This window comes from Streptomyces sp. NPDC015125 (assembly GCF_043080045.1).
Lineage (GTDB): Bacteria > Actinomycetota > Actinomycetes > Streptomycetales > Streptomycetaceae > Streptomyces.
In genome coordinates this window covers 113,833-125,216 of sequence record NZ_JBIBVF010000019.1, presented here as the reverse complement: position 1 = coordinate 125,216, position 11,384 = coordinate 113,833, and the positions used below count along the sequence as shown (strand labels likewise).

The 11,384-nt window shown below is 68.6% G+C and carries 10 protein-coding genes; 1 reads left to right on the top strand and 9 read right to left on the bottom strand.

The window, feature by feature from the left end:
• Positions 1-179: 179 nt before the first annotated feature.
• Genes ACF088_RS30635 through ACF088_RS30620 form a run of 4 tightly spaced genes read right to left on the bottom strand, consistent with a single transcriptional unit; the run spans position 180 to position 3,636 of the window.
• Positions 180-392 carry a hypothetical protein gene (locus ACF088_RS30635; RefSeq protein ID WP_392379125.1) on the bottom strand — a complete coding sequence of 71 codons (213 nt, stop codon included), beginning with the start codon at positions 390-392 and terminating at the stop codon, positions 180-182.
• A gap of 6 nt (positions 393-398) precedes the next feature.
• The gene (locus tag ACF088_RS30630) at positions 399-2,852 is read right to left on the bottom strand and encodes a phage portal protein (RefSeq protein WP_392379124.1); all 2,454 of its coding nucleotides are present in this window, start codon (positions 2,850-2,852) and stop codon (positions 399-401) included.
• On the bottom strand, positions 2,852-3,205 hold the full coding sequence (locus ACF088_RS30625) for a hypothetical protein (RefSeq protein ID WP_392379123.1): 354 nt from the start codon (positions 3,203-3,205) through the stop codon (positions 2,852-2,854). Before ACF088_RS30625 ends, ACF088_RS30630 begins: the two co-directional genes overlap by 1 nt.
• A gap of 41 nt (positions 3,206-3,246) precedes the next feature.
• The gene (locus ACF088_RS30620) at positions 3,247-3,636 is read right to left on the bottom strand and encodes a hypothetical protein (RefSeq protein ID WP_392379122.1); all 390 of its coding nucleotides are present in this window, start codon (positions 3,634-3,636) and stop codon (positions 3,247-3,249) included.
• 418 nt (positions 3,637-4,054) lie between these two features.
• Here ACF088_RS30620 and gltX point away from each other — a divergent pair, with 418 nt between their 5' ends.
• Positions 4,055-5,470 (top strand): glutamate--tRNA ligase, encoded by a 1,416-nt coding sequence (gene gltX / locus ACF088_RS30615; RefSeq protein ID WP_392379121.1) that lies wholly within the window; start codon positions 4,055-4,057, stop codon positions 5,468-5,470.
• A 429-nt stretch (positions 5,471-5,899) separates the two neighbouring features.
• On the opposite strand, the gene ACF088_RS30610 is transcribed toward gltX, so the two are convergent.
• Genes ACF088_RS30610 through ACF088_RS30590 form a run of 5 tightly spaced genes read right to left on the bottom strand, consistent with a single transcriptional unit; the run spans position 5,900 to position 11,247 of the window.
• Complete coding sequence (locus ACF088_RS30610; RefSeq protein ID WP_392379120.1) at positions 5,900-7,000, bottom strand: radical SAM protein; 1,101 nt, start codon at positions 6,998-7,000, stop codon at positions 5,900-5,902.
• A 14-nt stretch (positions 7,001-7,014) separates the two neighbouring features.
• Positions 7,015-8,136 (bottom strand): radical SAM protein, encoded by a 1,122-nt coding sequence (locus tag ACF088_RS30605; protein ID WP_392379119.1) that lies wholly within the window; start codon positions 8,134-8,136, stop codon positions 7,015-7,017.
• On the bottom strand, positions 8,133-8,912 hold the full coding sequence (locus ACF088_RS30600; RefSeq protein WP_392379118.1) for a nucleotidyltransferase domain-containing protein: 780 nt from the start codon (positions 8,910-8,912) through the stop codon (positions 8,133-8,135). Before ACF088_RS30600 ends, ACF088_RS30605 begins: the two co-directional genes overlap by 4 nt.
• Positions 8,909-10,348 carry an FAD-dependent oxidoreductase gene (locus ACF088_RS30595; protein WP_392379117.1) on the bottom strand — a complete coding sequence of 480 codons (1,440 nt, stop codon included), beginning with the start codon at positions 10,346-10,348 and terminating at the stop codon, positions 8,909-8,911. Before ACF088_RS30595 ends, ACF088_RS30600 begins: the two co-directional genes overlap by 4 nt.
• Positions 10,345-11,247, bottom strand: a complete 903-nt coding sequence (locus tag ACF088_RS30590) for a hypothetical protein (RefSeq protein WP_392379116.1) — start codon at positions 11,245-11,247, stop codon at positions 10,345-10,347. The genes ACF088_RS30595 and ACF088_RS30590 overlap by 4 nt, the downstream gene beginning before the upstream one ends.
• Positions 11,248-11,384: the final 137 nt, after the last annotated feature.

The following is an 11,384-nucleotide window of genomic DNA, read 5'->3' as shown; positions in this document are numbered from 1 at the left end:
AACCAACGGTGAGGCTGGTGTTTCGACTTTCGTCAGGTCCGCGATGGGGCCGCGCTCACGCGCGGAGGGTGGTGCGGTTGGACCTTGAAGTGCGGGTTTTCGTATTCCGCCATGGGGCCTCGGTCGAGCAGCTGACCACTACGCCACGGCGGTCTGACAGAGGCGTGGCTTCCGCGAGATCACATCGTTTCGGTGAGTATGTGGATGGCGAACCAGCCGGAGAACCCCAACCACCCGACGGCGAAGGCGGCTCTGCCGACCTTGCTGGTTCGGGTGCGGAACAGGCGGCGGAAGTTCTCGGACAGGGTGTCGCCGTCGCGCTTGTTGGCCAGGGCTATGCCCTCGGCTACGGCGAAGATGGCGGTCCAGGCGATCCAGACGTACGGCCACATGGCTGGTCACTCCTCGGGGTCGGTGGTGTAGTGCAGGCGGCAGCGGCAGTTGATCGTGAGAGCGATGGGGGCGAAGGGGTCGCCGGGGTAGCGGAGGCTGGCGCCGTCGACGGTGTACGGGGCGCCGACGGGCAACGTCTTGCCGTGGAGAGCCTTGTGAGCGGGCCGTACGCGGTCGTCTCCGCGGGTCACCCAGGTCCGGACGACATCGGAGCCGGCGTGCTCTGCGGCAGCGTCGGCGGCGCCGTTGATGGTCGCCACGGCGCAGGCTTCGGCCAGCCGTGCCACCAGGCTGGGGGCCGCGGAGCGGTAGCAGAAGGCGACCGCGTTCTCGAGGTCGCTGATCGTCGGTACGCCATGCTGCGCGTCGAACAGGGCGGTGGCCAGTTCGCGGAGGAACGCCGTCATGGCCTCGCCGGCGTACGACGCGGTGACGATGGCGGCCGCGGCCGCAGACGGCGGAACCTCGTCCGTGCCGGTGAGGGCCTGGCCGACGTTGCGGGCGGTGGCGATGGCGGCCTTTTGCAGGATCGGGGTCAGGGTCTGGCTGGTCTCCTCGGCCCAGCGGGCGGCGCTGACGACGCGGTCCTGGTCGAGGTCGGCGTCGACGCGGCGCACGTCGTCGTCGCTCTCGGGCTCCCAATACCGCGTGTACTTGCGGATCTTTGGGGCGCGGAGCCGGGCGAGTACGACGCCTTCCTGCCGTGCGAGGAGCGCGGTGATAGATGCGGCCACGGCCATGGAGAGGGCGTCGAAGTCGTCGTCGGTGACCTCGTATCCATCGTTCTTGGGCAGGGCCTTGGTCTCGATCGAGGTGCGGGCGGCGTCGACGTCCTCGGCGGCGTCTCCGGGCGGGGTGGTGTTCTGAGTGCTGCGGGCGCGGTCGACGTCAGCGGCCGCGTCACCGGGGCCGCTGACGGTGGTGGCGCGGGCCGCGGTGACGGCGTCGGTGGCCGTCGAACTGGTAGGCAGGGTGAGGGAGGCGCCCTGGTCCCGTGCGGCGACAACGTCCGCGGCGGCGCTCGAGCCAGCCTCCAGAGCGCGGGCGGCGGCGACGTCGGCGGCCGCGACCTCGGGAGCGGTGCCCGGGGGGAGCAGGGCCCCGGTAGGCGCGGCGCCGGGCGTGCCCGCGGCGGCTTGGTCGGGGCCGAGGCCCAGCGCGGTGGCGTCTCGGTCGTTGGCGGGCACGGGAGCCTTCTGCGGGGAGATCCACAAGGCCCGGGACTGCGGGACGTTGAACGCCGGCCGCCCTGCGATCTCCCGGTACTCGTCGATCGTGATGAGCCCGGCTTCCCACTCCTTGCGGGCTTCCTCGCGAGCTTGGCGGCGGGGGAACTCCAGCGCCTGAACGCTGGAGGTGTCGAAGCGAACGGTCCACTCGTCATCGAGGTCCGGGTCGAACCCGGAGGCGATCAGGTTGAGGTGGGGCAGCTCCGTGTGGTCCCAGAAGTTGTATTCCTCGCGGTCGGCGTTCGCGTAGGTCCGCTCGCTGGCGTTGCCGACGATGCTCTCGGGGACGCCGAACGCGGCCAGGATCTCGCCCTTGGCGGTGCTGGACAGCGTCTCGTAGGCCATCTCGCGGGGGCGGGCGGAGGTGTCGACATAGGTGACGCCGCCGGGACCGGTGCCGACGAGGGTGAGCTGGCCGGCGTTGTGCGCGCCGGGGGCCAGTCGCTTCTGGATGCGGTCGACTTCGCGCTGGTCGACGCCGTCCAGGTCGATTCCGACGATCCCGCCCGGTCTACCGTCATTGTCAATAAAACTGATGTTGTATGTGCGGGCCTTGACGTCCAGGTCGATGGACAGACCCGCCGCTTCGAGCGGGGTGACGCCACAGACCGGGTCGATGGGGTGGGGGTCTCTGATCCAGATGACGTGCTTGGGCAGCAGCTCCCGGACGTGGCCGCTGTAGTCCGTGAACTCGAAGTGCTTCACGTAGTCGGCGTTGCGGTCGTCGGGGATGATCTGGACGCGGTCCGGGGGAAGCAGGTCGAGGCGTACGAGGGTGCCGCCGCGGCTGTAGGTCTTCTCGATGAAGACACCCTTCTTCGACAGAAGGAGCTGTGCGCTCAGCCGCTTCTTGAAGACGTCACCCGTCTCCAGCGGATTGGCCTTCTTATTGAGCAGCTTCAACAGCGGGTGGCTGTCGAGGGTCTCCTCGAAGCGGCGCTCATCACCGCCGCGGCCGATCTGGATCGGGAGGGTGCTTACGTGCTTGCTGATCGCCTCGATGGACTTGAAGGTCCAGATGGAACGCTCGTAGCCCTCGACGATGACGCGTTCCATGTCCCAGCCGTCCGCGCGGCCGGGCGTGCCCCACACGTTTGTGACGCCGGCGTACGTCATCGATACGTACGCGTTGCCCGCGAGCAGGTCCTTCGTCTCGGCGGGCGGCGGTGGAGGGGCGGTTGAGCGGGGGACGAGGAGACCCCGGAGCGCAGGGAGGAACTGGCGGGGCATCAGGCGGCCCCCTCGGCCCCGTGCTCGTGGGAGGTGAGCCAAAGGCCGACGAGGACGACCGGGAGGAAGACGCCGATCCAGCCCAGTGGGATGCAGAGGGCGAACGCGCAGCCGGTAAGGCCGCCGTACCCGGTGATGCAGACGGCAACGCGGGCGATGTGAGCCCAGCGGGCTGCGTTTGGCTTCGGACGCATGAGCACGCCCGTGGTGAGGAGTCCGGCCATCGCGGCGGAGAGTCCGGCAGCCCAGTGGAGTGCGCTCAACGCCGCGAGGACGCCGAGCAGGCCGGACGAGGTGAGGAACAGGCCGGCGGCTTCACGCGCGAGCGCCCATGAGGTTCGCTGAGTAGTCACGCCGCGCACAGTGGACAGCGGGCGGCGTTAGTGTCGCGTGGTCAGCGCGGGGGCCGGGACACCCCTCCGACGTACGCCTCGATGCCGCGGCGCTGGATGCGGCCGCCGGGGACGACCCGAGCGTTGGTGGGCGGGACGGGGATCTTCCGTTTGGCGCGGGTGCTCTGGTCTCCGCCGATCAGATGCCGGTTGTCGATCTTTGCTGAGCAGTCCTGGCCGGTGACCTCGTCGTACGGGCGTCGGCATCCCTTGCAGTAGACCTCGAGCGCGTCGATGCGCTGTCCCTCGGCGGCCTTGAAGCTGCCGCGGTAGTCAGCCATCTTCGCGATCTTCGGTATGACCTCGATCTCCGCGGCCACGACCCAGACGTGGGAGACGTCGGGCTTCTCCTCCTCGGCCGGAGGCGCGGGAGGGCCTTCGGAGTCGGACACGGGAGGAGCGTTCTCCGGGGTGAGCCAGGAGACCAGAGACTCCTGCAGGTGCGACCTGCCGGTCTCGGATGCAAGGGGAGTTGTCGCGGTAGCCACCGTTCCTCCGGATCGCTGTGGGGGTTGACGTAAGGGCCAATCCCCTTCACACCCCAAACGTCAACGGTCGCGTTCTGTTACACCTAAGAGGACACCGGTTCCATTGCCCGTGAACTCCGCCAACCCGTTCAGTTGGGAAGTTGAGAGGTCCGGTTCCGGGTTCTGCTACGGGTTTCTGCGTTGCTGAGTCTCCTTTTCTGATGGTGTCGCTTCGTAGACGTTGCGTGCGCCCCTGGGGGCCATGTCTGCCGTCGATCTTGGCCCTTGGGGCTGGGGGGCGGTTGGCGTCTCGCGCGCCTTTCAGAGCACTACTCTGGGGGACATGTCAGACACGATCCGAGTCCGCTTTGCCCCCTCCCCGACTGGAATGTTCCACGTCGGAGGAGCACGCTCCGCCCTCTTCAACTGGGCCGTCGCCCGACAGCAAGCGGACGGCAAGTTCGTGCTGCGCATCGAGGACACCGACGAGGCCCGGAATCGGCCAGAGTGGGTGAGCGGCATCTTGAGTGCCCTGTCCGCCATCCACATCAACGAGTCGGACCCTGCTTTCGAGGGGCCGTACTTCCAGTCCCACAACATCGCGGGACAGAAGGAAGCGACGATCCGGCTGTACCGCGAGGGCAAGGCGTACTACTGCGATTGCACCCGCGAGGAGCTGGTCAAGCGCACCGGCTCTCAGCACCTGGGGTACGACGGATTCTGTCGGGACCGGGGCCTGGAGTACGAGGAAGGACGGGCGCTGCGGTTCCGCACGCCGGACACGGGCGTGACGGTCGTGAGTGATGTGGTGCGCGGTGCCACGGAGTTCCCGAACAACGCCATCGAGGACTTCGTCATCGCGCGAGGCAACGGCAACCCTGTGTTCGTGCTGGCAAACGCTGTGGACGACATCCGAGAAGGCATCACGCACGTCATCCGTGGCGAGGAGCACCTGTCGAACACGCCCAAGCAGCAGTTGCTCTGGGAGGCGTTCGACGCCGAACCGCCCGTATGGGCGCACCTTCCCGTGATCGTCAACGAGAAGCGCCAGAAGTTGTCGAAGCGGCGCGACAAGGTCGCGCTTGAGGACTACCTCGCCGAGGGCTATCTGCCGGACACGCTGACGAACTACCTGATGTTGCTCGGGTGGGGGCCCGGTTCCGATGTGGAGATCCGACCGTACGCCGAGCTGGAGAAGCTGTTCCGGCTGGAGGACGTGAACAAGTCCTCGGCGTTCTTCGACGTGAAGAAGCTCGCGGCCTTCAACGGGGAGTACATCCGTGCGCTGCCGCTGGAGGGCTTCATCCGGGCGTGCCACCGGTGGCTGGAGGCGCCCCATGCCCCCTGGGCGCCGGATCAGTACGACGAGGCGAAGTTCCGGGCCGTCGCCGAGCTGGCGCAGACCCGGATCGCGGTACTCAGCGAGATCACGAAGTACGTCGACTGGCTGTTCCTCGACGGGGCACCGTATGACGAAGCGTCGTGGGCGAAGGCGATGAAGGGCGGCGCGAGGGACATCCTGGCGTCCACCCGTACACGGTGGGCCGCCGGTGAGTGGACTGCGGAGGCCCTGAAGGAGGGCCTGGAGGCTGCTGCGGCGGAGCACGGTCTGAAGCTGGGCAAGGCACAGGCGCCAGTCAGGGTTGCCGTCACCGGCCGTACCGTCGGCCTGCCGCTGTTCGAGTCCGTGGAGGTATTGGGCCGAGATAGGACGCTGGACCGCATTGACACCGCGGTCGGCAAGCTCGTCGCGGAGTGACGACCGAGGCGGGCCCGGTACACGACCGAGCCCGCCTCCGGGGTGGTGACTGCTGATCTGTGTGCGTGGGCTATCGGAGGGCGCGCCCACGCTGCATGTGCTTGCACCTAACGCCGCGCTCGACATCCCGGAGCGACGGCACACGGGGCTGTCCGCATATGGTGCACACGCAGTCCCAGTCAGCGGACCGCGTCCCTGGGTAGGGCACCCGCGGTTCGTAGCCCGCAGCGCGCAGCGCCTCCACAGCTGCCCGCCCTTCTTCCGTGGGCTCGATGGGAAGCGGCTGCACCGGCCGGGGAGACGGCCGTGGTTCCTGGCGCGGAGGGAGGCTGGAGATCTCGGTGCGGCCCCCGATCAGATCTCCGAGGCTTATCCACCGCCTCGGCTGCGTGGGTGGGGTCATGACGGATGTGCCTTTCTGGCTCGCAGCTATCGGAGGTCCACCAGCCGGTGGGCCGTGTCGGCGGGCGCCGCCGGCATCGACCACAGCGGGCAGATCGGGATCGTCTTCTGGTCACACTCGGAGCTGACGAGGGTGCGTTGGAGGTGGTCGTACGCCGCGCAGCCACCACCGCACACCGAGGCGTGGGAGCAGGACCGGCATCCGGGAGCCACCTTGCTGACCAAGGTCAGCTCGTTGGTGTTCTTCACCAGGCGGGGCACGATGCCGCCGTTGCGCCAGGTCCCGTAGTGCAGGTCCGTGTCGAAGAACGCGGAACAGATGTAGACCCGGTTGTCGGGGAAGATCGCCAAGCGTTCGAGGTTGCGGGCGGTGCAACCGCCGTATCCCTGGGCGCTGATGGCGGAGAGCTGGTCGGGGGTGGCGAAACTCGGCGGGTAGAAGACGCGCACCCGGCGGCCGGCGGAGTGCCGGCGGATGTCCTGGCACAGTTCCATCCACTCGGCGGGCGGGATCTGGAAGTGCGGCTTGTCCTTCCCGAGGCCGGTGGGGGTGAAGTAGTGGAAGGACAGCATCTCCAGGCCGATCCGGTCGGCAAGGTCGATCGCGTCGAACACGTCATCGCGGTTGTCGGTGGTGACGGTGAAGATCGCGCGGGTCTGGAACCCGGCGGCGATGGCCCGCTCCATGCTGCGCAGGAGCGGGTTCCAGGTGTTCGTGCCGCGCATGGCCTCGTGCGTCTCGCGGCGGGCGCCGTCCATCGAGAACGAGAACGAGTCGAGGCGGTCGTCCAGCACCGGCCAAACCTTCGGGGGGATCAGCCCGTTGGAGGTGATGACGGTCTTGTAGCCCTGGCGTTTGCACACGTCGAGGATGGCGTCCAGCTCAGGGTGCGTGGTGGGCTCGCCGCCCAGGAGGTAGACCTTGTACTGGCCGTATAAGACGCGGAGGCCGGACAGGATCTCCTCGACCTTGGCGGGGCTCATGCGGATCTCGTTGTCGAGCCGGTCGCCCATGTAACAGTGTTGGCAGCGCAGTGTGCAGCGGTGGGTGATGTAGAGGAACAGGAACGGTTCCTTGGCCGCGGTGGCGTGGGGCGTGCCGGCCTGAAGAGTGTCGGTGTCGGTCATGGTGTCGCCTTCCGCTATCGCAGGGTGTGCAGGGAGTCGGCAGGCCGGGCGCCCCAGGCGGACACGGTCCACAGGATGCACAGCGGAGTGATCTCGCGGTCGCAGGAGTAGAACCCGTCCTGCTGGTAGGCGGGGAGCTGCGAGTAAGCGGGACAACCGCCGCCGCAGGTACCGGTCTTCGGGCATCCGGTGCACACCGGGTCGGCGCTGAGGTAGCTGTTCAGCTCGTTGTCGGGCGACGGGTTGAGGACCAGACGGCCGTTCTCGAACCGCGCGAAGTGCCGGTCGTCATCCATGAAGACGGGGCAGGCGTAGACCGTGCCGTCCGGGTAGACGTGCGGCCGGTCCAGGGTGCGGGCCGGGCAGCCGGGGTAGCCGCGGTCCGCCCAGTAAGCCTGTTCCTCGGCGGGAACCCAGCTGGGCGGGTAGTAGACGGCGAGGCGGGGCTCGGGCGGGTGTGCCTCGATCTGGGCGCAGAAGTCCATCCACTCGCTCGGGCTGAGGGGCTGGAGGAACCGTGCGCCGTTGCCGGTCTTGCCGAGGTTGTGGAAGGACAGGGTGTGCGCGCCGAGCTCGGCGAGGAACGGGATCAGGTCCAGGGCGCCGGCGGCGTTCGTCTGGGAGACCGTGCACATCACCCGGACCTGGTAGCCGCGGCGGCGGGCCTCGGCGATCCGGTCGGTGACCTTGTCGAAGTTGTGCGGGTTGCCGCGGATCTTGCGGTGCAGGACGGGGTCGGCGGACTCCAGGGAGAAGTTGAAAGAGCCAAGCGACTCCGGGGGGATCTGGTCGAAGACGTGGTCCTCGAAGTCGCCGTTGCTGGAGATGGTGACGGTGTACCCCCGATCCCCGGCCTCGCGGACGATCTGCGGGAGCTGCGGGTGCAGGGTGGGTTCGCCGCCCAGGATGTACAGCTTGTCGTGCCCGCCGGTGATCTTGAAGTAGTCCATGATCTCGAGGGCCTGTTGGACGGTCATGCTGTTCGCCTCGTTGAGGCGGGTGTTGCCGACGTAGCAGGTTTTGCAGCGCAGGCCGCACGCGGTGGTCGGGTAGAGGAAGACGAAGCGCTCGCGCGGCTGGGTGTAGATCGGGGCGCGGATGCCGGCCGTGGGCATCCCGAGGTCGACTGCGGTCATGAGGAGGTCTCCAGGGAGGTCGAGAAGGCGAGGCACTGCGCGGCGAAGATCCGGCGCGCCGTGCCCTCGGAGAAGGGGATGGGGCACACGTGCGGGCTAACGGGCGCCATGGTGACCGGCGTTTCGATGTCGAGCCGTCCGGCGCGCTGGACCAGCCCGGCCCCGAACCAGCGCTCCAGCCCGACGCCGACGGGGGTCTCGGTCCACCGCGGCGTCCCCTCGCGCTCGGCCCACGTCTGGGCGAGGCTTGCTTGCTGACTGCCCTCGGGGAGTGTCAGGTGCTTCTTGTGTTCCTGGACGCGGGGCATCGGCCACTGGGCGAAGTACGCAGAAGCCCTCTTCTCCAGCGCGGGCAGGACCTCGACGTGGTCGAGGACGTGGAGCTTGGGGTCCTCGAGGAACTTGAAGACCACGTCGCCCTTGCGGAAGACCGACAGGGGGCAGTCGGCCTGGTAGCAGGCAGACCGCTGGATGGCGGGTACCGCCTCGATAGCCTGCTCAGTGAAGGTGAGCAGCGTGTCCAGGCTCGCCATGTCGAAGACCTCGCCGCAGTGGTCGAAGTCCAGACCGGCGTCATGGTGGAGGGCACGCAGGGCCAGGGCAAACGCGGTCTCGGAGGGCCGGTCGCTGTGCTTGAGCAGCACGAAGATGTCGATGTCGCTCGTGGGTTTGGCCGCCTGGCGGGCGTACGAGCCGCCGACGAAGGCCACGGCCAGGTTGTCGCCGAAGTGCTGCTCGGCGAGGCGTACGGAGCGTTCGGTGGTGGTCAGGGTCACGTGCTGCCTCCGAGAGGGACGGGGACGGTGGTGGTGGCAAGGACGTGGTCGGCCGCGGCCAATCCGGCGACGGCGGCCTGGAGGATGCCTTGGGCGAGCCCGGTGCAGTCCCCCGCGGCGTACAGGCCGGGGAACGAGGTCTCCATGTGCTCGGAAAGGGCCAGCTCGTCCCAGAGGCTTTCCAGCTCCAGGCCGATCACGGCGATCCGCTCCGCTTGGTCGGCTTCGAGCGGGTGCCCGGCGAAGACGGGCATCAGTTCCTCGAACACGGCGCGCATGGCGGTGTGGACGGCGTTCGGGAGGATCGCTGCGAGGTTGGCGACCTGGTAGTCAGAGAGGGAGGGCGCGTGCCCAGCACGCTGGGCGAAGTCCTCCAGGCTGCTGCAGGTGAGCTGCTTGTCGCGCCAGTCGGGGTACCACTGGAGTACGGGTTTGCCCGGCCGGTCGCTGCGCAACGACCGGTAGGGGCGCAGCAGGTATTCCTCCACCCATTCGGCGCTCCGGGGGCTGCCGTGCTCATCGCGGAGCTGGGCCAGGAGCGCGAAGTTTCCGAGCTGGGAGGTACCGGCTTCGGGGATGACATGCCCGTCGAGGAGGGTGTGGTCGCCGTAGTCGGTGAACTTGATGCGCCCGCCGCCGGGGCCGGCGCAGAAGCAGAACGTCTTCACCTTCACGCCGTGGCGTACGAGCGTGGTTTTGAAGTCGTCGTGGACGAGGGCTCCGCGGCGCAGGAGCCCGAGGGGCGCCTCGAATCGCAGCCCGACCGAGGGGGTGGGGGCGGTGTGGGCGAGGCCGAGCCGCCGGATCTGGGTAGCCCACCAGCGTTGCCCGCGCCGGCCGACAGCGGACACGACGTAGCGCGCGGCGACCTGCTCATCTACCCCGGGAGCCTGGAGGCGGGCGATGAAGCCCGCCTGGTCATCCGGCTGGAGTTCGGTGACCTCTACACCGAGGCGTAAGGTCACCCGCTCAGTGCGAGCCAGCCGGGCGTGCAAGCGGTTGATCACGACGCGGACCTGGTCGGAGTTGAGCGAGGCGACGGGGTAGTCCTTGACAGCGAGAGCCGTGCTGTGGGCCAGGGCTCGCCGGAACGTCGGCCAGGCGACCCCGCACATCCGCTCCAGGACCTCGTCGGTAAGTGCGTCGGCCCGCTCGGCGCCCAGGAGTTCCGCCAGACGCCGCCCGCTGGGAAAGCGAGAGAGCTTCACGCCGTCGCCGTAGTGGATGGAACCGCCGAAGCCCGAGATCACGTTGCAGATGCCGCGGCATCCATGGCACGACTTTCCCCGGTCCACCGGACAGATGCGACTGGTGTGAACGCGGCCGGCGTCCACCAACAGCACCCGGGCCCCGCCCTGCGCGAGCCGGTCAGCCGCGAGCATCCCCGCGGGGCCAGCCCCAATCACCAGTACGTCGGCAGCAGTTCGCGACGTCATACCCGCACCTCGGCATTCTCGGCGATCCACTGGCGTGCCATGGCCGCGCTCTCGCTCAGGCCCCGGTTGGCGTCAGCGAGAATCTGTAGGACATCGGGGTCGTACAGGTGGCTGTAGCCGTCCGTTCGCTCCTCCAGAGCCGGGGTTCCACACAGGTCCACGATCCGGCCGGCCAGCGGCCCGAGGGCGGCGTCCCGGACCTGTTCCTGGTAGTCAGCGTGCAGGTTGGTGGTGGCGATCACGGTGTCGTACGGGCCACCATCGAGCGCGCGCTCCAGACCGGGCCGACCGCCCACCACCGTGACGTTGCCGAGCCCGCCGACCAGCCGCCGCAGCTTGCGCGGCCCGCGCGTCATCATCACCACGCGCTCGTATCCCTCCGGAGGCGCAGCAGCGACCGCTCGGGCGAGCATCCCGCCGCCGATGACGAGCAGCTGCATCGGCTGCCGCGCTCGCTCTTCGAGCAACAGGGTCGGCAGATCGCTGTAGTCGGCGACGGGGGCGACCAGATCGAAGCGCTCGCGGGCGCGGGCCGCCAGAGTGAGCGCTTTGCGGCTGACTTCGTAGATCGGGTGGGTCGGATAGAGGCGAGCCGCGGCGTTCTGGACCTGCACCTGGATGAGACGTTCCCCAGGGATGAGCGAGCGGGTGCCGGCCGCGATCTGCGCAAGCCGAGTCAGGGCCGCCCGGTGCCCGGTGGTGCTGGCCTGCCCCAGCAGCGCAAGGGCTGAGGGGATCAGTTCTGCGGCGGCATACCACTCGACGCGCTGGCAGGTGTGCAGAAGCAGGGCCGCTGACGAGAATGGCGGCGGAGAGGCGCACAGCGCCTGATGAGCCGTGCCCAGGTCCGTGAGGGAATGCGTGCTGTCGTCTGCGAAGACACAGGTGATGGGCTGCATGAGCGGTCCCCTTCCATTTCCACTTGTCGCGCGTGGGGAGGAGCCAGGCCCCTCCCCACGCGACCCTTCCGGCGCCGATCCTTCGTCCAAGCGCGGCTGCCGGGGAGTGCGCCCGCCCGCCAACCGGCACCGGTCAG